This window comes from Luteimonas sp. 9C, from assembly GCF_902506295.1.
Taxonomy (GTDB): domain Bacteria; phylum Pseudomonadota; class Gammaproteobacteria; order Xanthomonadales; family Xanthomonadaceae; genus Luteimonas.
This window is the reverse complement of the sequence record NZ_LR733312.1, coordinates 1187798-1207362: the sequence shown is the minus strand read 5'-3', so window position 1 is coordinate 1207362 and position 19565 is coordinate 1187798. Positions and strand designations below refer to the sequence as shown.

The window sequence follows — 19565 nt, the reverse complement described above, 5'->3', positions numbered from 1 at the left end:
AGGCCACGCCATACCGGACCACGCGATCGAGTCGCAACGTACGCTGCGCGTTGAGAGACGCCGCGCACACCCCGACACACGGGGATCAGGCCGTCTTGAGCCAGACGATCAGCAGGACGCCCAGCAGGCCGACGTTGGTGATGATCAGACCGCTGGTGCCGAACATCAGTCGATAACCGAGTGCGCGTCGGGCACCGCCCACGGGATCGCGCGCGATGTCGCGTGCGAGCAGCGGATTCATCAGGCGGGGCATGCTGGTCAGCAACGGATAGTTGTACAGCGTCAGCGCGATCGCGGACGCCACCGTGAACCATCCGGCCGGTGTCTCGTGGCTGCCGGCCATGAGGCCGACGCCGGCGCCCATGAGGCCCCCCAGAAGTCCGCCCCAGACGAACCAGAGGTCGTACAGCTTGAGGATCGCCCGGCGTTCGGCCTCGGTGTCCGCGTAACGCGCCACCATCTTCCGGCACAGCCACACGGTCAGCCCGCCGAAGACCAGCGACACCCCTGCAGCGCCGAGTGCGCCCGCACTGCCCAGCGCCGCCTTGCCGGCCGCACTCGCTCCGAACGCACCACCAGCCGCGACACCCGCGACCGTACCGGCCGCTGCCGGCTTCGCGAACGTCGCCAGCCCGGCCGTCACCAGCAGCGTGAACGCGGTGCCGGGCGCCGAACTCGCCGCGAATTCCTGGAAGCGCGCCATCAGATCCTCGCGCAGGCTGCGGCGTGCGCGCGACAGACGCTTGCGCACCGCTGCGTCCGACAGGCCGAGTAGGGCCGCGACCTGCTTCGAGTTGCCGCCCTCACGGTAGTAGAGCAGCAGCACTTCGCGGCTGTCGTCGGGCAGGTCGGAAATCAGGTCCGCGGCGACGCGGCCGGTTTCGTCGTCGATGATCTGCTGCATGGGACAGGCGTCTGGATCGGCGGCCTGGGCGATGGCGATCTCCGCCGCTTCGCCGGCCACGATGCGTTCGCGGCGCGCGCGCAGGTAATCGCGGGCGAGATTGCGGGTGATCTGCCGCAGCCACGGCAGAAAGCTCGTCGCGTTCTGCAGCTTTCCCAGCTGCTGCCAGGCCTTGAGATAGGCCTCCTGCGCGATGTCCTGGCTGGCCTGCACGTCACGGGTGATCGCCAGCGCGATCGCGGTGGTCGCGTTCTGGCTCATCTGCACGATGCGGCCGTACGCGGCCTGGTCGCCACCGCGCGCGGCGGGCAGCTCCAGATGGATCCGGTCTTCGAGGCCGAGGTCGGCGGCGATGGCGTGCATGGCGATCCTTGCAGGTCGGGTCGCTTTCAAGGACGCGGCCCGGGCGCCGGATGTGACCGGCGCCGTCGATGTTGCCTGCAGGACGGTGCGAACGCGATCAGTCGGCGTTTGCGAACGTCCAGTCGCGGCCGTCGCGACGCACGTCCAGCGTGCGCGTGACCGGCGCCTGCGCGGCGTCGCGGCTTCGGCTGACCACCTCCACCGTGCCCTGGCCGGAGCCGTCGGTCCGGTAGCGGGTGACGTCGAGCGACGCCGGCGTCGCCACGACGCCGCTGCAGGCCGACGACGGCCGCACGTCCGGATACCCCGCTTCGAGTTCGGCCAGCAACGGCGCCGCCGGTGCGCCGCCGTCGATCGACACGCAGACCGGGCCGGTCTGCCCGACCAGCGCATCAGCCAGCACGGCGGCCGCCAGCGCCTGCGGCACCGGCGCGCGGTAGACCGTGGCCTCGACCGTCGGCGGCACCATGTCGAGCGCGGGCGCGGGCGCCTGCGCATCGGCGAGCGGCGCCTGCGCGGGGGCGTCGGTGGAGCCGGGCCGGTTCCACCACGACAGCGCGATCACCAGCACCGCGCCGCCAATCAACGTGTAGCGCACCTTGGCGGCGCGCGACATGCCCTGGCGGGGCGCCTCCGCCGCGGGTGCGAACACCACATCGGCCTGCTGGAGATAACTGCGCGCCGAGGGCTGGCTCTGCAGCAGGCCGGCTTCGCGCAGCAGGTCGCGTGCCCGGGGCTGCTCGTCGGAACGGGTGACCCAGACCGCCGGCTTCGGACCGCCGGCGTCCTCGCGATAACTGAAGTGACTGCGGCGGTTGCCCTTGTAGGAGCGGCCGTTGAGGATCTGCACCTCGATGCCGGCCTCGCGCAGCATGGCTGCGACGCGCTCGACGTTCTCGAGGCGGGGGCTGGAGAAGACCTGACGCATCTCAGACCGCCTTCGGCGTGGTGGCGCCGCCGGGCAGCACGCGGATCATGCCTTCCTGCGCGGTGCTGGCCACCAGTCGGCCGGCGCGGTCGAAGATCTGTCCGCGTGCGAGCCCGCGTGCGCCCTGCGCGCTGGGGCTGTCGAGCGAATACAGCAGCCAGTCGTCCACCCGGAACGGGCGGTGGAACCACAGCGCGTGATCGAGCGACGCCATCTGCACGTTCGGCTGGTAGTAGCTGATGCCGTGCGGGAACGTGGCCGTGCCCAGCAGCTGGAAATCGGAGGCGTAGGCGAGCAGCGCCCGATGCAGCACGGGCGCGTCGTCGACCGGGCCGGTCAGGCGGAACCACATCTGCTGGAACGGCGGGCGCTTCGGCGGCTTGAGCTCGTCGCGGGGGTAGACGTGGCGGAACTCGAACGGACCGCTGCGGTCGAGCCAGCGCTGCACCTTCACCGGCAGTTTCGCGAGCACCTCGGCCGGCAGCGGATCCTGCGGTTCGAGATCCTCGGGCGCCGGCACCTCCGGCATCGAAAGCTGATGCTCGGCGCCGGTTTCCTCTTCCTGGAACGAGGCGGCGCAGAAGAAGATCACCTTGCCGTGCTGGATCGCGGTCACCCGGCGGACCGAGAAGCTGCCGCCGTCGCGGGTGCGGTCCACGTCGTAGACGATCGGCGCTTCGACATCGCCGGCACGCAGGAAATACGCGTGCAGCGAATGCGCCGGGCGCGGACTGGTCATCGTCGCCTGGGCGGCAGACAGGGCCTGGCCCAGCACCTGGCCGCCGAAGACGTACTTGGTGCCGATGTCGCGGCTCTGGCCGCGGAACAGGTTGTCTTCGAGGCGCTCGAGGCTGAGCAGGTCGACGAGTTCGGAAACGGGCGGGGTCATCGCGGGGGCCGGGCACGGTGGGAACGGCTGCGCGGGGCGCATGCCGGGGGCTGATTATAGGTGGGGGCGGGCCCGCGCCCTGACGCCGGCGTTCAGATGCCGGTGCGCGCCAGCGGCACGCGCGCCAGCACGTCCGCCCAGGGAAACCGTGGGCCGGGATCGCGCTTGCGCGCCACGGTGCGCGCAGGGTCGTCGCTCGCCGCCACCCGCTCGGTGTCCAGATCCTCGTGCCCGGCGATCTCGCGCAGGGCGGGCAGCGTGGCGCGCAGATGCACGAGCAGCGCGACGAGCGCCTCGATCTGCGCAGGCGTATAGGCCTCGTCCATCGCCTGGCGGCGGCTGTCGCACCAGTCCGGGAAGCGCCCGCTGTTGACCAGCTCGATCCCGACCGAGTGCCCGTTGTGGCCGCGCACGTGATGGGCGACGCGGGTCGCCGGCACGTATTCGACGGTCGTCCCGTCGCGATCGATATACCAGTGGCCGCTGGCGCCGGTGCCGCTGTCGTAGAGCACGCGCTCGCCGTAGACACGCGCGGTGGCGAGGTCCGGCAGTTCGGTGCAGTGGATGACGACCAGGGTGATGTCCGACGCCGCGCGTGGCGCCAGCAGGTCCACATAGGGCAGCGGTTGCAGCGCAATCCGGGGCGCGGACGTGGGGTCGGACATGGCCCGGATGCTAGCATTCACACATGAGAAATCCGCCGCCAGACTCCGACCTGCATGCGCTGATGACGCAGTTTCCGCGTGCCGGACGGGTCGACTGGATCGGGCTGCGCCCAGGTCGCGGCGCGCCGGTCCGTGCCGTCGACAATGCGGTCGCGGTGACCGGGGTCGGCCTCGAAGGTGACCGCTACACCGGCGCCAGCGGCAAGCGCGGCGTGACCCTGATCCAGGCCGAGCATCTGCCCGCCATCACCGCGCTCAGCGGCCACGCCGAGGTCACGCCGGTCACGCTGCGCCGCAATCTCGTGGTCTCGGGCATTCCGCTGATCGCGCTGAAGGGCCGGCGTTTCCGCGTCGGCGAGGTGCTGCTCGAAGGCACGGCGCCCTGCGATCCGTGTTCGAAAATGGAAGCCGCGCTTGGCCCCGGCGGTTACAACGCGATCCGCGGCATGGGCGGCCTGTGCGCGCGGGTGCTCGAAGGCGGTGCACTGCGCATCGGCGACGCGGTCGAATGGGTGGACGCATGAGCGCGCGGGGCCACTGCATCCTCTCGCACGGGTTCGAGAGCGGTCCGGACGCGACCAAGGTCACCGCGCTCGCCGCGGCCGCGGAACGTCTGGGCTGGCACTGCGAGCGCCCGGACTACACCGATCTCGACGGCAGACGCGACGTCAGCCCGCTCGGCGACGTCGGCGCGCGTACCGAGCGTCTGCTGCGACTGACGCTCGATGCCGCCGCGCGTGGTCCGGTGGTGCTGGCCGGGTCGAGCCTGGGCGCATGGATCGCGGGGCACGTGTCGATGCAGGTGCCGGTCGCCGGCCTGTTCCTGATGGCGCCGCCGGTGCGGCTGGATGCCGCACATCCGCTGCAGGCGGCCGACGTTCCGCTGTCGGTCGTGCACGGCTGGGACGACGAGCTGATTCCCGCTGCCGACGTCGTCGGCTGGACCTGCGCCCGTCGCGGTCGGCTGCTGCTGGTCGACGACACGCATCGGCTGGCCGCGCACGTGGACGCGTCGGCCGATGCATTCGCCGCGTTGCTGCAATCACTTTGACCTGATCCCGAGCCGCCGCGTGCGGTCACCGCGTCAGCGATCGCCCGAAGCGCAGGACGCTCGCGACACCGCTGCCCATGGATGGCCGGTCGTGCAGTGGCCGACGTACGACACCCGTTCGCGGGCCTGACGGTCGCAAGGCCCTGACCTCCTGATCTACCGGATTCGCATGAAATTTTTCGCCAGTTGCCCCAAAGGTCTCGAATACCTGCTCGTCGACGAGCTGCTCGCACTGGGCTGCGCGCACGCCACCGCGACGACCGCCGGCGCCAACGTCGAAGGCACGCTGCACGACGCCCAGCGCGCCGTGCTGTGGTCGCGACTGGCCAGCCGCGTGCTGTGGCCGATCGCCGACTACACCTGCGAAGACGAGGACGCGCTGTATGCGGGCGCCCGCGCGGTCGACTGGACCGCGCATCTCGATGCCACGATGACCCTCGCGATCGATCCGCACGTGTCGGGCAGCGCGATCACCCATGCGCGCTACGCCGCGCAGCGGGTCAAGGACGCGATCGTGGACACCCTGCGCGAGGCAACCGGCGCGCGCCCGGATGTCGATGTCGAATCGCCGGACCTGCGCCTGAGTCTGGTCGTACGCAAGGGCCGCGCACTCCTGTCGGTCGATCTCGGCGGCGGCCCGCTGCATCGCCGCGGCTGGCGCCGCGCGCAGGGCGAAGCGCCGCTGAAGGAGAATCTGGCGGCCGCGGTGCTGATGCGCGGTGGCTGGCCGGCGTTGTATGCGCAGGGCGGCGCGCTGCTGGACCCGATGTGCGGCAGCGGCACGCTGTTGATCGAAGGCGCGCTGATGGCCGCCGATGTCGCGCCCGGTCTGTCGCGCGACGGCGGTGCGGCCACGGCCGGGCGCGCGCCCAGCCGCTGGCGCGGATTCGATGTCGCGCACTGGCAGACCTTGTGCGAAGAGGCGCTCGCCCGCGAGCGCACAGGACGTCAGCGCCTGCGCGCGGTGTTCTTCGGCCGCGATCTCGACCCGCATGCCATCCACGCCGCGCGCGAGAACGCGACCGCCGCCGGTCTGCGCGAAGCCATCGACTGGCAGATCGGCGACATCGCCACGCTGCAGACGCCGGTGCCGCCGGCCTCGCAGGAAGATGCCGCGCTGGCCGAGTCGGTGAAGCACGGTCTCGCGGTCTGCAATCCCCCCTACGACGCACGCCTGGCCGCCGACCCGGCGCTGTATCGCACGCTCGGCAATGCGCTGGCGCGCGCGGTGCCCGAGTGGCGCGCGAGCCTGCTGTGCGGTGACGCCGAGCTCGCGCACGCGACCGGCCTGCGCGCGAAAAAGAAGTACCAGGTGTTCAACGGCGCCATCGAGTGCAGCCTGATCGTCTGCGATCCGGTGCGGCCGCCGCAGCGTGCGGTCAGCGAGCACCCCGAAGCACTGGGCGAAGGCGCGACGATGGTCGCCAACCGCCTGCGCAAGAACCTGCGCAAGTTCAAGACCTGGCGCGAGCGCGAGGGCGTGAGCTGCTACCGCGTCTACGATGCCGACCTGCCCGAATACGCGGCCGCGATCGACGTCTACATCCAGTCCGAGGCCGACGCGAGCGCCGAGGGCACGCCGCTGTGGCTGCACATCCAGGAATACGCCGCGCCCGCCGAGATTCCCGAGGACGTGACCCGGCGCCGGTTCGGCGACGTGCTGGCCGCCGCGCGCGACGTGTTCCGCATTCCGCGCGAGCGCATCGCGGTCAAGACGCGCGCCAAGGGCAAGGGCGGCAGCAAGTACGGCCGCTTCGATGCGCGCCACGAATTCCTGCTGGTCGACGAGGGCCGCGTGCACCTGCGCGTGAACCTGTTCGACTATCTCGACACCGGCCTGTTCCTCGACCACCGCCCGATGCGCCTGCGCATCGCCGACGAGGCCGCCGACACGCGTTTCCTCAACCTGTTCGGCTACACCGGCGCGGCGACCGTGCATGCCGCCGGCGGTGGCGCGCGGACCACGACGACCGTCGACCTGTCGGGCACCTACCTGCAGTGGTGCGCCGACAACCTGGCCTCGAACGGGTTCGGCGGGGTGAAGCATCGTCTGGTGCAGGCCGATGCCCTGCAATGGCTGGAAGCCGAGACCGCGCACTTCGACCTGATCTTCTGCGACCCGCCGACGTTCTCGAACTCCGCGCGCGCCAAGGACTTCGACATCCAGCGTGAGCACGTGCGTCTGCTGGAAGCAGCCGTCGCGCGTCTCGCACCCGGCGGCGTGCTGTATTTCTCCAACAACTTCCGCCGGTTCAAGCTCGACACCGAAGCAGTGGCCGCGTTCGCGCAGGTCGAGGACATCAGCCCGGCGACGATCCCGCAGGATTTCGAACGCAATCCGCGCATCCACCGCGCCTGGCGGATCACCGCGCGCTGACGCCGACGCGGCTTGCGCCCTGCGAGCTCCTCTCCCTCCGGGAGAGGGGTTGGGGTGAGGGCGGTGAGCGTGCGGAGGTCTTTACTCCGCGCGAAGGCTCCAAGTGGCATACGCGTTGCACGTCAGTGCTCTGTCCACCGTGCGTTCCGATCTCCACGGAAACCACCGTTCCACCCACGCACGTGGAAACCACTCTTCGAGTCTGCATGGTGTCAGCACACTCGACAGGAGTCGCCCGATGACCACCACCGCAGATGCCGCCCGCATTGTGCGTACCGTACGCGGCATGCCCGCCAGTGATGGCGCGGGGGTGAAGCTCACCCGCGTCATCGGCAGCCCGCAGCTGCCTGATCTCGATCCGTTCCTGATGCTCGACGAATTCGGCACCGACGCGCCTGAGGATTACCTCGCAGGCTTCCCCGAGCATCCGCACCGCGGCTTCGAGACCGTCACCTACATGCTCGACGGCCGGATGCGCCACAAGGACAACCACGGCAACGAGGGTCTGCTGGTGCCCGGCAGCGTGCAGTGGATGACCGCCGGTCGGGGTCTCGTGCACTCGGAGATGCCGGAGCAGGAAGCGGGCCGCATGCGCGGCTTCCAGTTGTGGGTGAACCTGCCGGCGAAGGACAAGATGACCGCGCCCCGCTACCAGGAATTCGCGCCGGCGCGCATTCCGGTGGTGCAGGCGGGCGCAGGCGTGTCGGTGAAGGTGATCGCGGGCGTCGTCGACGGGGTGGCCGGACCGATCGCCCAGCCTGCGACCGATCCGCTCTATCTCGACATCACGCTGGCCGCCGGTGCGAGCTGGCAACACACCTTGCCCGACGGCCACAACGCGTTCGCCTATGCGTTCGAGGGCGATGTCCGCGCAGGCGAGGGCGACGATGCGCGCCCCCTGGCGGCGCAGGAACTGGCCGTGCTCGGCGGCGGCGCGCGGTTGACCGTGGCGGCCGGCGACGCGGGCGCCCGGCTGATCCTCGTCGCGGGTCGCCCGCTGCGGGAACCGGTCGCGCGCCACGGGCCGTTCGTCATGAACACCCGTCAGGAACTGATGCAGGCCTTCGTCGACTACGAGCAGGGCCGCTTCTGATCCGCCTCAGTCCGTCCCCGCATGCGGGGACGGACGGGTGGACACCGGAGTTTCAGGACGCACGGAGGCCCCGCGATGCAGGGCCGGTCGTTTACTTGCTGCCCAGCTGCACGTCCGAGAAATGCAGCGACTCGACATCGCGCAGCGAACGTGTCAGCGCGGTCTCGTCGGGCGCGCGCACGATGATGTGTGCGTAATCGCCAGACGACAGTTCGAGCAGGGCTTCGCGCACCATCGCACCGGCCAGCAGTTCGTTGTCCGGTGCATGCCAGTAGGTGCGGGTGCCGTCGATGGTGACCTGATCGCCGACGCGATCGTTGCGACGCGGCTTGAACGTCGCGCTGGGCCCGACGGTCACTGCAAACGCCTGCAGTCCTGTCGACAGGTCCATCGCGCGGCAGAACACGAAATCGGGCCCTGGCTGCACCTCCCAGCGCACGGCGGCGTCGGGCGGCAACTGCGGACATTCACTGGAGGTCTGGGCCTGCGCCGTGCCGGCACAGACCAGCGCGCCCAACAGCGCGAGCGGTCGGATCGAGAGCATCGTGGTTTTCCCCTGTGACACAGCCACCAACCATACGCCTGCATCGGCGCTGCAATGCGTCCTAAATTGTGATGTGCGTCACTTTTCTGGCAGTGGAATGTACTCCGCATCACCAGGCACGTTGCCGAACCGGCCCGCGCGCCAGTCGTCCTTGGCTTGCTCGATGCGGTCCCTGGACGACGACACGAAGTTCCACCACAGATGCCGCGGCCCGTCGAGCGGCTCGCCCCCGAACAGCATCGCCTTGAGCGGCGTCTTCGCGCGCAGCGTGGCGACCGCGCCCGTATCGAGCACCGCGAGGTGGCGTGGCGGAATGTCGGCGCCATCGAGCTGCGCCTCGCCTTCGAGGATGTAGAGCGCGCGCTCGGCGTGCGAAGGCGGAATCGGGAGTTCGGCGTCCGGTGCCAGATCCAGCGCCACGTTGAGTGTGTCGGCGAACACGCGCACCGGCGATTCCTCGCCGAATCCACGACCGGCGATCACCCGCACCCACGCGCCATCGCGGCGGAACTGCGGCAGCGTCGCCGCGGCATGGTGGTGGAATTCGGGCGCGGTCTCCTCGTACGCCTTCGGCAGTGCGACCCAGGTCTGCATGCCGTGCAGCGGATGTTCGCCTTCACGAAGCGACTGTGGCGTGCGCTCGGCATGGGCGATGCCGCGGCCGGCGGTCATCCAGTTCACGTCACCCGCGGTGATGTCCTGCGAGTGGCCGAGCGTGTCGGCGTGGTGGATGGTGCCCGACCACAGGAAGGTCACCGTCGCCAGGCCGATATGCGGATGCGGACGCACGTCGATGCCGGCGCCTTTCTCGAAGATCGCCGGCCCCATGTGATCGACGAACACGAACGGCCCCACGCTGCGCGCCTGCAGCGTCGGGACGGCGCGACGGACTTCGAAACCGCCCAGATCATGGGTGCGGGGATTGATCAGCAGGGTCATGGCGGCGGCTCCAGCGGTGGCGATTGCAGGGCCTCAGCATGCCAGCGGGGCTGCCTGCTCTACCCTCGATCGGCGGGACGGTTCGTTGCGGACGGAAATGCAGGTGCGCCAACGGCGTCGAGGGCGACACCGCGAACCGCTCGGTTCGAGGTGACGTCTTGATATTCGGGGAACGAGCACCTCTCCCCAAGGGAGAGGTCGGCGCGCGTAGCGCGCCGGGTGAGGGCAGGGGCCGAGCGCCTGATATCGAAGCCGCTCAGACGCCAGCGAATCCCTCACGCCACGCCGCCAGCTTCCCCTCGAACCCCAGCGCCGCATGCGCCGGGCTGGTCGATGGCAGGCGCAGCAGGTCCAATGGTGTTTCGAGTGCCGGCAGCACGTGCCGCCGGAACAGCGACTCCGCTGCCGCACCGTTGAAGCGGATCCGCGTGATGCCCGGATGGCGCGCAAGCAGTCCGCGGATGTCGTTTGGCACCACGCTGCCCGCATCGATACGTGCATCCAGACTGCCCGGTCGAACGCACTCGCCGGCGACGTCCCACAGCGCGATCCCACGTGCACGCACGTGCGCGATGCGTGCGTCGTAAGGCAGGACCGGATCGAAGCCGAGCAGGGTGCCGACGATCGGCCAGAACAGATTGCGGGGGTGCGCGTAGTAGCGGTGCGCGTCGAGGGACGCCACCCCCGGCATGCTGCCGAGCACCAGCAGCCGGGGATCGTCGCCAATGATTGGCGCGAAGCTTCGTACGCGCGCCCTCATCGACCTGCCTGTTGGCAGCGACCACAGCGCGGGGTCTGTCGGAAGCGCTGATTGGAAACGTGGGCCCTTCGCACGCATGCCTCCCGGCAACAGAAAGTCCAGACGGTGCATCACGCGTCGACAGAAAACTCCGCCGAATGAGCGTCGGCGACATTTCCCGCCCGGATGCTGCCTTGCGTCAATGGAAGCCGAATTGTAGGTGACCGACATCCGGTCAGACGCCTGCGTTGCGTCGGCCCGCTAGATCAGGCTTGAGAACAGGATGCGGGACGGAAGCAGACTTTCATGCCTTGGATCAAGCCGTCCCGAACAGGCGCAGCGGTTGGCGACAGGCTCCCCGGTACGCACGGAGCCGGCCAGGTCTCGCGCGACTTGGGGCACGTCGCCCCCAACCTGCACGACACCCCCGGATACAAAGCCACAGGTTCAACGCACCGGTCCATCTCATCCCTCTGTGCAGTCCCGTACGCGCACATGTCATCGGAGCGATGGACGAAGCCACCCTTGAACGCCTCTGCCGACAACAGTTCGGATGTCATCCGCACGCGCTAGAGCGTCGTGGTTGCATGCGTCGAAGGCGCCGCGTGCCGCGCGCAACACCTGGGTCGTAGGGAGGTCGGGTAGGCCTGATCGGGGGAGCAGAATTGGGATAGAACCGGATGAGTCAAGCTGGCCGATCTGGCGCGCTTGTTCTGGTCAGAGTGTCACGGCGCACCCTGAAATCTTTCTGCACCAGGCGCAATCCAGATCCCGACGCAAAGGCACACGCCGATCACGGCGCCAAGAAACAGCAGCGCCAGGCCCGGGCTTCGAAAAGACGCCAGTCCGCCGACGAGAAAAGCCGCAGGCAGGAGGAGCATTCTTGACCCTGCCCAGCGATGCAGCGCAGCAGGGCTTGCGATGCGCGCGTAATCAACGCCGTTGAGCGGCTTCGAACTACCGGCAGAACGGACGGCCAGCGCAACCATGATCAGTAGCGGTACGGCAGCAAGCTGGACGACTGCAAGGAACGATCCCATTCGGTCAGTGCTTGAGTTGAGTCGGGCCGCAATCCCGGTACGGTGCGTTCTCACCGTGGGTGACGCTGGCGTAGTGCTGCATCAACACTTCGATGATCTGCTTCATTTCGCCTAACGCCTGAATTAAGCCGACTTGCGAAGCAAGATCGGATTGAGTGCGTTGTCAGGCACCGGCTCCGCGTTTACAGCCGAGCGTCCTGGCAGATTTTTGCACGAGTCAATGGAAGTTGGACGGGGGCCGCCTGAGCGGACGGGTGACCCGCAGACGTGAGCGCAGCGGCCGCCGACGAAAGAGCCGTCAGGACTGCTTATGCAAGATACGTAGCAATCGTCGTATGGCGTGCAGCGGGACTGAAAAGCCCCAAGCTCACACGCCTCTCGCTTCGACAGCTCGCGGCGCGGCTTCGCTTCGCATCGCATCTAAGGAATTGACCGACCTCACCCACATCCGGCGGCGGGTGCACCTCAAGCGCCGGGGGTGAATAGGTCCGCTGTTCACTCGCCGGCTCGCAGCCGAGCAGCAGGACGACTATCGCAAGCGCTGCGAATCTCACCATAGGTGCCTAACGCCTGAATTAAGCCGACCTGCGAAGCGGGTTTTGGCTTGAATGAATTGTTAGCCGTCAACTCGGACAGTACCCGTCAAACTCCCACAGCAACTCGTGATTGAGAGCTTGGGCAACCTCTTGCCAACTCGGACGGGAAGCGTGCGCGAGCAGACGATCGATCGCATCCTCTACCTGGAGCCAAGAGAAAGAGTCAACCACGAGTGTGCCGCGTCCCCAGCCAAACGTCTTGGACTCTGCCAAAGCACTCGGCGTGGCAACAGCAAAAGAGAAGTCGTCGCCGGCGCTAACGCAGCTAGGCCCAATCTTAGCTAGCACTTGGACGATGCAATGCTTTGGATCCGGAGGAAGATGTCCGGGAGCAAGATCGGAGCTAGAGAGACTGAGTAGTTTTGGAAAGATCATTGACGGCTAACGCCTGAATTAAGCCGACCCGCGAAGCGGGTTCGGCTTGAATGAATTGTTAGGCCTCAGAGACACGCTTTGGCCACAGCTCCCCATGCCTTGAGCGGAATCCGCGTGCGCCATTGCTGCTTTTGCTGCCGCACGCGCTGCCTTCTCGGCAGCTCCATCCGGCCAGCCTCCATCCTTGCCGCTCTCGACAGCGGCTGTCAGCTTAAGGTCCGACGCCGCGGCAATGCTCTCCAAGGTTGCGAGATGCGCCTCACTGCATCTGGCCCGGTCAGCGTGAAACGCCGCCTCCTCTCTTGAGCTAGCGCAACCTCCAAGGAGAAAAACTGCCACCGCCATGGTGAATTTTCGCATTGGGGCCTAGCGCCTGAATTCAGCCGCGCCGCGAAGCGGCGTCGGCTTGAATGAATTGTTAGTTCCTCTACGAGGAGAGCGGAATGGCGACGCTTGAAACGGTGGAGGTTTCCTCACTGACTTTGGCCCACTGCAGGCTGCCGAAAATAAGATTGATGCGGAAGCGGTCGGTGTCGATCTCAGCCTCATACATCGGATTGCCTAGCCGAGCGGCCCATGCAGCGGCCTTGGGAGCTGGCTCAACTGCCCGAATGCCTGTCCGCGCCAGCGCCCAGCAAGTACCCCACACGAAACCATCCGGCTCGCCTGCATCCAGCCAAGACTGGTAATCAACCAATACGTCTCCCCAAGACTTTGCCCAAACATCGTCGGCCACTGCGGTGGCATAACTCAGCTCGGCTACGTGGGTGAACTGGACTTGGTGCCGCCCGGCATCTTTGCCCATGGAGGACTCAACCAAGAAGGTGTAGTCCCTGCCATGCGGGACAAAGCCGTGATCCATGACGCCGAAGTCACAATCGAGGAGCCAGTCAAGAATGGCGTCTAGTGGGTGCATGTTGGGGGAGTAACACCAGAATTAAGCCGACCCGCGAAGCGGTGTCGGCTTGGACGAATTGTTAGGCACCTAGCGACGACCCTCCGGCGCCTTAGCAAGGCCGCGGATGATATCCAGTCTATTCGCAGGTGCATCCGGTGCAAGGAAGTCGGGAATGGTGTCCGATGTGCGGCGCGGGCGAGACAATAGGTGCACGGGCCATTCCGTGACTCGCCGCTCTTGAACGTGGAGGTATTGACCCTCCTCCGGCTCGTCCATGTACTCCTCCTGAAGCACCAAGGCGAGCGGCTCCTGAGCGCCCTGAATATCGGCGGCGAACTCAGCGGCTTCCTCGTAGGTACCGAAGGCGTAGTAGTAGTCGCTCCCTTCGCAATGGTCTTCGGCGCCGCACTCGGGGTAGCACCAGACGCGATATTCCAGCACTGCGTCCCAAACGTAGCCGCCGCCAGCCTTCGCGGAGGCCGGGTAGGTGCCAACCCGCGCTAAGTCATGTACTGACGGGTGCCGCATCGCTTCCATAGGTGCCTAACGCCTGAATTAAGCCGACCCGCGAAGCGGGTTCGGCTTGAATGATTTGTTAGGGAGCGCCACGGCTAGTCGAAGCACATGCCCGCCACAACTACCCCCGCCCTGACCTCGTCGTAGCAACCGTAAATGTCATGCGTGTTGATCTGGCACGTGCCGCTGGCATTGGACCCAATGGTGGCATCCGGCGCGGCCCTACACATCCCCTGACACTCTGCCCCGTCTTTGCACTCTCTACCACCATCCGCGTAAGGAATGACGCAAGCAGAGGTAGCGAACATACCAACACCCTGAACCGTACCGCCCCTAGCTTCGCACTGAGACGCATCAACCTTGGGATGCAAAGCACAAGAGGTGCATGCGAAGGCGATTGAAAGCAGGATCAGATGGTAGCGCCCCAACCTAGCCCCCTAACGCCTGAATTAAGCCGTGCCGCGCAGCGGCATCAGCTTGAATGAATTGTTAGGCGCCGAACCAGTCTGCCGGCCACTGGCGATCTGGATAGAGAAGCAACCAGATCTCGCCTTGTTCCGCCAGCACGTTGGTGCCCATGGCCTGTTCCGTTCTCTGCGCATTGCCACCGTCCGCGAGAAGCTTGAAGCCGGTCACTGCCATTACGGTGAAGTCTGCTACCTCAGGTTGCTCTGCGACCAGTTGGCGGAACGCGGCTACGGTCAGGCAAGGCCCGGGTGGGTCCATGTACTTAGTGGGCAGGATATCTACTTCACCGCCAGATGTATCCACTTGCGGGAATCCCGCATCGCTAACTTGAACGCGACCAGGCTCCATCTCGACGCCGTCTACTGTACGCGTGGCAATGACTACGCGAAAAGCGCCTGCCGCATCCCCTGCTTTCTCTGCATCTTTCAGTAGGTCGGAAAGGATCATTTGGTGCCTAACGTCCGAGTTAAGCCGTGTCGCGAAGCGACATCGGCTTGAATGAATTGTTAGGCGGCAATGCTACCAACTGCACTTGTGCGCTTGGTCTGGAATGCATGAGCTGCCCTCTAGAGGTGCAGATGACGACGTGGCTGAAAGGACCAATCTGTACTCAAACGTGGCTATACCGCCGTGCTGGTATTCGATGATCCATTCGCGGCCTTGCCTCTCTGTACGCGTAAGACGCCTTTTGGGCAAACGCTCGTCCATGACCACATCGGTGGCGCTCCAAGCTGCGTTTGAGTCTGCGAAAGAGCAGCCGTTGCACAACGATACTAGGACAGCTTGAACTTCTGTGGGCAAATAGCGCATGGACGCGACCGGCGGAGCAGTAGGCTCTTGGAGCGCCGGTAGCGGCTCTGGACGGGAGCTGTGACCCCGTAGGCGGAGCCCGCCAAGCACAGCGAGCACCGCGACGATCGCCAACGCGATACTCGTGATCCGCTGACAATTCAGTCGGTTACAAATTTGCATCGGATGCCGCGCTGTTCCATTTGCAGCCTAACGTCTGAGTTAAGCCGTGCCGTGAAGCGGTATCGGCTTGAATGACTTGTTAGGCACCTCGGGAACTCCTGCTTTTGTCTAGATGTAAATACACAAGAAGGGAGAGCGGCAAGATGCCTATGCAGTAGATGAGGAGCAAGAAGGTGGATACAGAGTAGAGAAGTATCATTTGCCCTTGCGAAAGCTGGTTGTACCAATTCTGGAGCTTAGATGCTCCAGCTCCGTCATGCCGCTTCGGCTCTTCACTGCACGAGGGGCAGGCCCCTGACGATTCGCTTATATCTAGTCCGCATTTGCTGCAGAAACATGCAATTTCCTTGTTTGCCTAACGCCTGAATTAAGCCGACCCGCGAAGCGGGTTCGGCTTGAATGAATTGTTAGGGCTCAGCATAGTTCAGCGACACCATGTACGCACCGCCGCTGAGCAGAGTTATGGATGCCCAGATTTTGCGATCGGCTGGCATTGGAAAGGCTCCTACCTGGAATCGCTGACCTTCCGAAAGGCTTGCTTGGTGTGCTGCCCATGCGGTAGCAACCTGTTCAAGGCTTGCGGATTGGTCATCTGGGGTCTCTGGCAACTCCAGTCCACCGGTGTCAGCTGTGATCTGAGCCGCGGCTTCTTCCAACGCATTCTTGATTGAATCGACGTCTTGGCCCGAGTAGATGATGATCATGACTCGGGCCAGACGGCTGTCTTGAAAGTAGAAAGACGTGAGAGCTGGCTGACCGCGAAAAGGAAATGACTTGGTGCCAAGGTCGCCGTTGCTGAGAGCGTAATAGGGACCAGGTATTTCTTGCAGTTGAACCTGCTGCGGCGTCATGCCAAAACGCCATCCTTCATAGCCGGCGCTCTTGGCAGATAACGGCATGATCAACAGTGCAGCAAGTAGGATCTGCAACACTCGCATCACTTTCTCCTGAGCCCTAACGCTTGAATTTAGCCGCGCCGCGAAGCGGCGTCGGCTTGAATGAATTGTTAGGTGGCACTTGCATCATTGTCCCCGCGGGATTGCCAAGTAGGCCACGTAGATGCCGACGATGGCAATCGCTGAGCCCCATACCCACTGCCAGTGCTTGAGATAGAAGCCAACAAGTGACCGAGCAAAGCGGGCCGTCCAGTGATACTCGATATGGCGCTTAGGCAGGGTGAGAATGCCAGGCGCGTTGTAGCCGCCAGTTTCTACTGTTTTGCCTTTGTACCATTCTTTCAGCGCGCGAAACATGTCGTGCCACCTAACGACAGAATTAAGCCGAACCGCGAAGCGGTTTCGGCTTGGATGAATTGTTAGGCGCCACTCCGTACGTGGACGCTCTGCAGCTGTGGGAAGCGAGAAATGATCTGAACTGCCTCATCCCAATGATCCTCCAGAAACGATCCGTCGATAGGTAGAAATGCGGCCGGTGCGTCCTTGAACTGGAACTCGAGGCCTCTACCTGGGATGAACCGTCTGTGGATCGAGACGGGCACACGGCCCTCGCGAAGATGCCATGCAAGCTCGTCGATCACGACGTTCCAGCCATCTTCGTCCAGCTGATCGATCCAATCCATGGCGCCTAACGCCTGAATTAAGCCGACCCGCGAAGCGGGTTCGGCTTGAATAAATTGTTAGCCCAGCCACTGCAAAGCTGATTTGCGCCTCACAGGAAGTCTTGACCACCCGTCGAAGCCAATGCGGGTGGTAAGTTCTGCTCGGAGGGCTTGGAGCGCAGCCATGACTAAGTGTGTTTGCTTCTCGCAATCAGCTAGATTGTAGACGCGCTCGCCATGAGCGAGCTTGTTCCGCATCGTTACAGCCGCGGGGACGTGCTGCCAGATCGAGTTACCAAGCATCTTGCTGAGTGATTCACCGCGCGGGTCAAATGCAGGCCAGAATTCCTGGAGGTTCTTAAAGCCCGCGTTGCTGAAAAGGATATCTGCATGAGCTGAGGTGAAGCCGCGGCGAATTGCCATGCACTTTAATGAGCGCTTCACCGTCTTTTCGAAGGTGAAGACTGTAGTAACTAATGCCTCGGCTTTGTGGCCATTGGTTCTCAGTGACTCGATTCGCCTCAGCGCCTCTTCAAATCCGAGCGTGACTGGATACACGAAACACTCCCTGCGGGGCTAACAGTTGAGTTAACCGCACCACGGAGTGGCGTCGGCTTGAATGAATTGTTAGCCGCCGCGCATCAGGGGCAGCAACGAGTCGTTGAAGAGTGACCATTTATCAAGGAACGTCACAAGATGATTAGAGTTGACCACGAATGTCACCTTCTCTTTTGACCTCGATATGTCATCAAAGCTCCAGTCCAAGTCCTCCGGTGCGACGGCAAACTCATTGGAAAGCTGTTTCCGGAACCTGATCCACGGTACCTCAGTGATCTGCTGAGAGCTGGCCTCTCCATTTGCAAGAGAAATGTCCGCTGCGTCGATCGCGCTCGCCGATAGTTGAGCCGTTGTCACGATGACGCTCACGTAACACCTGAAGCCGTAGCTCCTCGAAACGGTGTGCGGGTACTCTTCGTTCGCAACGGCCTCAGTAGCTGTTACCACCTCGTGAGCGAGTCGCTCTAGGAGGGGTCGCGACTTCGAGTCTTGACCCGCAACCACACAGAAGTCGGATACGTAGGACGACGGCGAGCTGCGCACATCGAGGTAGCCCCGGTGTTCCTTTCCATGCCCCTCTGTGTTGTTAATGAGGATGCGGCTATCGATAGTTTTCTCGGAACCTTCGGCTGTGATGAACACCCAGTCAGACTCAAGTACGCGCTTGCACTCAACGACCATCACACAGTTGCTGGCATTGACCAAGACCAGGTCGGCGAATCCGCTCTGCCCGTTAGCGTGTAGCCAAGCGTGTTCACGGTGGAGCACCTTCCATCTTGACGCCGTCCCCTGCACGGCGCGCTCCACTGCAAGTTGGAGAGGAAAGCCCGAGCTGTTGACGATCTTGGCAAGGTCGGAATGATTTCGCATCGTGGTGGCTAACGCCTGAGTTAAGCCGCGCCACGAAGTGGCGTCGGCTTGAACGAATGGTTAGGCCCCATGGCGGCGCCCTTCGACCACAAGGTATCCCACCAGCAGGACAGCCGCGATGGCAGCGACCATTGCAATAGTTCGCTGGGCCCAGACAATTTGGAAGGCGGGCACATAGAGCGCTGCAAATAGAATGGCCGCACCCAGTGCGAAGCGGAGCCTAGCTGTGAAGACGAGCCACGCGGCGAAGAACCTGAAGCAGCCGCTGATGAAGAACCCCACCCGCCACTGCAAAGGCGAGTTAGCGAAGTGGACCAATGCCGGCCAGCGGGTAGGCACTTCACCGGCGAAGCTCAGAGCAGAGCCGAAGACGGGCCAGATTGAAAGCCACACTAGCAATCCGATAGCGAGGATCGCTGAAATTGGACGACGGGCACTCTGTTCCATGGGGCCTAACGCCTGAATTAAGCCGCGCCGCGAAGCGGCGTCGGCTTGAATGAATTGTTAGGGCCCAACCAGCGACAGAGCAAGTGAGTTATGAGTGCCACTGGCAAGCCACAGATGATTGGCCAAATACCCGACCGGAAGAAAGCCGAAGGCGACCGTGTAGATGAAGAGTAACCGGGCCGAAGTTGCTGGCTCCAGAAGTGAGTTTGTATGTCTGGCCGACTCAATTGCTCCATATGCGGCCATAGTGCCCGCAACTATGAGTAGAGACAAAAGCGCAAAAGCCTCGACTTTCAATAGCTCACGAAGCTCTCTCATTGGGCCCTAACACCTTAGTTAAGCCGAACCGCGAAGCGGTTTCGGCTTGAATGAATTGTTAGGCACCACTCCGTACGTGGACGCTTTGCAGCTGTGGGAAGTAAGAAATGATCTGAACTGCCTCATCCCAGTGGTCCTCCAGAAGCGATCCCTCGATCGGTAAAAACGCGACTGGTGCGTCCTTGAACTGGAACTCGAGGCCTCCAACTGGGATGAACCGTCTTTGGATCGAGACGGGGAAACGGCCCTCGCGAAGATGCCATGCGAGTTCGTCGATCACCACATTCCAACCATCTTCGTCCAGCTGATCGATCCAATCCATGGTGCCTAACGCCTGAATTAAGCCGACCCGCGAAGCGGGTTCGGCTTGAATGAGTTGTTAGGCCTCATGGCTGGCACACTGCACTAATCGAACCAACTGCGTCGCCCGATACGCCAAGCTGAAGCCAGCAAGAAG

Annotated in this window: 22 protein-coding genes; 4 read left to right on the top strand and 18 right to left on the bottom strand. The window is 64.3% G+C overall.

What is annotated here, in order from left to right; translation table 11 throughout:
- Positions 1 to 85 precede the first annotated feature (85 nt).
- The 4 genes from CURTO8I2_RS05380 to CURTO8I2_RS05365 form a co-directional block, all read right to left on the bottom strand.
- Positions 86 to 1267, bottom strand: coding sequence for a sigma-70 family RNA polymerase sigma factor (locus tag CURTO8I2_RS05380; RefSeq protein ID WP_159679308.1), 1182 nt, complete (start codon positions 1265 to 1267; stop codon positions 86 to 88).
- Between the two features lie 97 nt (positions 1268 to 1364).
- The gene (locus CURTO8I2_RS05375) at positions 1365 to 2195 is read right to left on the bottom strand and encodes a hypothetical protein (RefSeq protein WP_159679306.1); all 831 of its coding nucleotides are present in this window, start codon (positions 2193 to 2195) and stop codon (positions 1365 to 1367) included.
- A 1-nt stretch (position 2196) separates the two neighbouring features.
- Positions 2197 to 3084, bottom strand: coding sequence for an acyl-CoA thioesterase II (gene tesB / locus CURTO8I2_RS05370; RefSeq protein WP_159679304.1), 888 nt, complete (start codon positions 3082 to 3084; stop codon positions 2197 to 2199).
- Positions 3085 to 3176: 92 nt separating this feature from the next.
- The gene (locus CURTO8I2_RS05365; protein WP_159679302.1) at positions 3177 to 3749 is read right to left on the bottom strand and encodes an N-acetylmuramoyl-L-alanine amidase; all 573 of its coding nucleotides are present in this window, start codon (positions 3747 to 3749) and stop codon (positions 3177 to 3179) included.
- A 23-nt stretch (positions 3750 to 3772) separates the two neighbouring features.
- Between CURTO8I2_RS05365 and CURTO8I2_RS05360 the strand changes: the two genes are divergently transcribed.
- From CURTO8I2_RS05360 to CURTO8I2_RS05345, 4 genes are all read left to right on the top strand, one after another.
- The gene (locus CURTO8I2_RS05360) at positions 3773 to 4273 is read left to right on the top strand and encodes an MOSC domain-containing protein (RefSeq protein ID WP_236551007.1); all 501 of its coding nucleotides are present in this window, start codon (positions 3773 to 3775) and stop codon (positions 4271 to 4273) included.
- Positions 4270 to 4800, top strand: a complete 531-nt coding sequence (locus tag CURTO8I2_RS05355) for a hypothetical protein (RefSeq protein WP_159679301.1) — start codon at positions 4270 to 4272, stop codon at positions 4798 to 4800. The genes CURTO8I2_RS05360 and CURTO8I2_RS05355 overlap by 4 nt, the downstream gene beginning before the upstream one ends.
- Positions 4801 to 4969: 169 nt before the next feature.
- On the top strand, positions 4970 to 7177 hold the full coding sequence (rlmKL, locus tag CURTO8I2_RS05350; protein ID WP_159679299.1) for a bifunctional 23S rRNA (guanine(2069)-N(7))-methyltransferase RlmK/23S rRNA (guanine(2445)-N(2))-methyltransferase RlmL: 2208 nt from the start codon (positions 4970 to 4972) through the stop codon (positions 7175 to 7177).
- Positions 7178 to 7415: 238 nt separating this feature from the next.
- Positions 7416 to 8270 carry a pirin family protein gene (locus tag CURTO8I2_RS05345; protein ID WP_159679297.1) on the top strand — a complete coding sequence of 285 codons (855 nt, stop codon included), beginning with the start codon at positions 7416 to 7418 and terminating at the stop codon, positions 8268 to 8270.
- Positions 8271 to 8361: 91 nt separating this feature from the next.
- Here CURTO8I2_RS05345 and CURTO8I2_RS05340 read toward each other — a convergent pair whose 3' ends face one another.
- The 14 genes from CURTO8I2_RS05340 to CURTO8I2_RS05270 form a co-directional block, all read right to left on the bottom strand.
- Positions 8362 to 8814, bottom strand: coding sequence for a hypothetical protein (locus CURTO8I2_RS05340; protein WP_159679296.1), 453 nt, complete (start codon positions 8812 to 8814; stop codon positions 8362 to 8364).
- A gap of 78 nt (positions 8815 to 8892) precedes the next feature.
- Positions 8893 to 9753: a pirin family protein gene (locus tag CURTO8I2_RS05335; RefSeq protein WP_159679294.1), complete on the bottom strand. Its 861-nt coding sequence runs from the start codon at positions 9751 to 9753 to the stop codon at positions 8893 to 8895.
- 256 nt (positions 9754 to 10009) lie between these two features.
- Positions 10010 to 10624: a DNA-deoxyinosine glycosylase gene (locus CURTO8I2_RS05330; protein WP_236551006.1), complete on the bottom strand. Its 615-nt coding sequence runs from the start codon at positions 10622 to 10624 to the stop codon at positions 10010 to 10012.
- A 593-nt stretch (positions 10625 to 11217) separates the two neighbouring features.
- Positions 11218 to 11532 (bottom strand): hypothetical protein, encoded by a 315-nt coding sequence (locus CURTO8I2_RS05325; protein ID WP_159679293.1) that lies wholly within the window; start codon positions 11530 to 11532, stop codon positions 11218 to 11220.
- A gap of 1398 nt (positions 11533 to 12930) precedes the next feature.
- Positions 12931 to 13419, bottom strand: a complete 489-nt coding sequence (locus tag CURTO8I2_RS05315; RefSeq protein ID WP_159679290.1) for a hypothetical protein — start codon at positions 13417 to 13419, stop codon at positions 12931 to 12933.
- A gap of 69 nt (positions 13420 to 13488) precedes the next feature.
- Positions 13489 to 13938, bottom strand: coding sequence for a GCN5 family acetyltransferase (locus CURTO8I2_RS05310; RefSeq protein WP_159679288.1), 450 nt, complete (start codon positions 13936 to 13938; stop codon positions 13489 to 13491).
- Positions 13939 to 14406: 468 nt separating this feature from the next.
- Complete coding sequence (locus CURTO8I2_RS05305; RefSeq protein WP_159679286.1) at positions 14407 to 14832, bottom strand: hypothetical protein; 426 nt, start codon at positions 14830 to 14832, stop codon at positions 14407 to 14409.
- A 932-nt stretch (positions 14833 to 15764) separates the two neighbouring features.
- On the bottom strand, positions 15765 to 16295 hold the full coding sequence (locus CURTO8I2_RS05300) for a hypothetical protein (protein ID WP_159679284.1): 531 nt from the start codon (positions 16293 to 16295) through the stop codon (positions 15765 to 15767).
- Positions 16296 to 16379: 84 nt separating this feature from the next.
- Positions 16380 to 16610 carry a hypothetical protein gene (locus tag CURTO8I2_RS05295; protein WP_159679282.1) on the bottom strand — a complete coding sequence of 77 codons (231 nt, stop codon included), beginning with the start codon at positions 16608 to 16610 and terminating at the stop codon, positions 16380 to 16382.
- 62 nt (positions 16611 to 16672) lie between these two features.
- Positions 16673 to 16936, bottom strand: coding sequence for a hypothetical protein (locus tag CURTO8I2_RS05290; protein ID WP_159679280.1), 264 nt, complete (start codon positions 16934 to 16936; stop codon positions 16673 to 16675).
- Between the two features lie 57 nt (positions 16937 to 16993).
- Entirely contained in the window at positions 16994 to 17473 is a 480-nt protein-coding gene (locus tag CURTO8I2_RS05285; protein ID WP_159679278.1) for a hypothetical protein, read from the bottom strand.
- Between the two features lie 69 nt (positions 17474 to 17542).
- Positions 17543 to 18343 carry a hypothetical protein gene (locus tag CURTO8I2_RS05280; protein WP_159679276.1) on the bottom strand — a complete coding sequence of 267 codons (801 nt, stop codon included), beginning with the start codon at positions 18341 to 18343 and terminating at the stop codon, positions 17543 to 17545.
- A gap of 60 nt (positions 18344 to 18403) precedes the next feature.
- Entirely contained in the window at positions 18404 to 18790 is a 387-nt protein-coding gene (locus CURTO8I2_RS05275; protein WP_159679274.1) for a hypothetical protein, read from the bottom strand.
- A gap of 376 nt (positions 18791 to 19166) precedes the next feature.
- Positions 19167 to 19430, bottom strand: coding sequence for a hypothetical protein (locus CURTO8I2_RS05270; RefSeq protein ID WP_159679272.1), 264 nt, complete (start codon positions 19428 to 19430; stop codon positions 19167 to 19169).
- Between the last annotated feature and the right edge of the window lie 135 nt (positions 19431 to 19565).

What these genes read in the sequence shown, in the direction of transcription:
- CURTO8I2_RS05295 (WP_159679282.1), bottom strand. Translation starts at nt 16,610, where the DNA reads ATGTTTCGCGCGCTGAAAGAATGGTACAAAGGCAAAACAGTAGAAACT.
- CURTO8I2_RS05305 (WP_159679286.1), bottom strand. Translation starts at nt 14,832, where the DNA reads ATGATCCTTTCCGACCTACTGAAAGATGCAGAGAAAGCAGGGGATGCG.
- CURTO8I2_RS05355 (WP_159679301.1), top strand. Translation starts at nt 4,270, where the DNA reads ATGAGCGCGCGGGGCCACTGCATCCTCTCGCACGGGTTCGAGAGCGGT.
- CURTO8I2_RS05300 (WP_159679284.1), bottom strand. Translation starts at nt 16,295, where the DNA reads ATGCGAGTGTTGCAGATCCTACTTGCTGCACTGTTGATCATGCCGTTA.
- CURTO8I2_RS05345 (WP_159679297.1), top strand. Translation starts at nt 7,416, where the DNA reads ATGACCACCACCGCAGATGCCGCCCGCATTGTGCGTACCGTACGCGGC.
- CURTO8I2_RS05290 (WP_159679280.1), bottom strand. Translation starts at nt 16,936, where the DNA reads ATGGATTGGATCGATCAGCTGGACGAAGATGGCTGGAACGTCGTGATC.
- tesB (WP_159679304.1), bottom strand. Translation starts at nt 3,084, where the DNA reads ATGACCCCGCCCGTTTCCGAACTCGTCGACCTGCTCAGCCTCGAGCGC.
- CURTO8I2_RS05270 (WP_159679272.1), bottom strand. Translation starts at nt 19,430, where the DNA reads ATGGATTGGATCGATCAGCTGGACGAAGATGGTTGGAATGTGGTGATC.
- CURTO8I2_RS05360 (WP_236551007.1), top strand. Translation starts at nt 3,773, where the DNA reads ATGAGAAATCCGCCGCCAGACTCCGACCTGCATGCGCTGATGACGCAG.
- CURTO8I2_RS05340 (WP_159679296.1), bottom strand. Translation starts at nt 8,814, where the DNA reads ATGCTCTCGATCCGACCGCTCGCGCTGTTGGGCGCGCTGGTCTGTGCC.
- CURTO8I2_RS05330 (WP_236551006.1), bottom strand. Translation starts at nt 10,624, where the DNA reads ATGCACCGTCTGGACTTTCTGTTGCCGGGAGGCATGCGTGCGAAGGGC.
- rlmKL (WP_159679299.1), top strand. Translation starts at nt 4,970, where the DNA reads ATGAAATTTTTCGCCAGTTGCCCCAAAGGTCTCGAATACCTGCTCGTC.
- CURTO8I2_RS05325 (WP_159679293.1), bottom strand. Translation starts at nt 11,532, where the DNA reads ATGGGATCGTTCCTTGCAGTCGTCCAGCTTGCTGCCGTACCGCTACTG.
- CURTO8I2_RS05380 (WP_159679308.1), bottom strand. Translation starts at nt 1,267, where the DNA reads ATGCACGCCATCGCCGCCGACCTCGGCCTCGAAGACCGGATCCATCTG.
- CURTO8I2_RS05280 (WP_159679276.1), bottom strand. Translation starts at nt 18,343, where the DNA reads ATGCGAAATCATTCCGACCTTGCCAAGATCGTCAACAGCTCGGGCTTT.
- CURTO8I2_RS05310 (WP_159679288.1), bottom strand. Translation starts at nt 13,938, where the DNA reads ATGGAAGCGATGCGGCACCCGTCAGTACATGACTTAGCGCGGGTTGGC.
- CURTO8I2_RS05275 (WP_159679274.1), bottom strand. Translation starts at nt 18,790, where the DNA reads ATGGAACAGAGTGCCCGTCGTCCAATTTCAGCGATCCTCGCTATCGGA.
- CURTO8I2_RS05315 (WP_159679290.1), bottom strand. Translation starts at nt 13,419, where the DNA reads ATGCACCCACTAGACGCCATTCTTGACTGGCTCCTCGATTGTGACTTC.
- CURTO8I2_RS05335 (WP_159679294.1), bottom strand. Translation starts at nt 9,753, where the DNA reads ATGACCCTGCTGATCAATCCCCGCACCCATGATCTGGGCGGTTTCGAA.
- CURTO8I2_RS05375 (WP_159679306.1), bottom strand. Translation starts at nt 2,195, where the DNA reads ATGCGTCAGGTCTTCTCCAGCCCCCGCCTCGAGAACGTCGAGCGCGTC.
- CURTO8I2_RS05365 (WP_159679302.1), bottom strand. Translation starts at nt 3,749, where the DNA reads ATGTCCGACCCCACGTCCGCGCCCCGGATTGCGCTGCAACCGCTGCCC.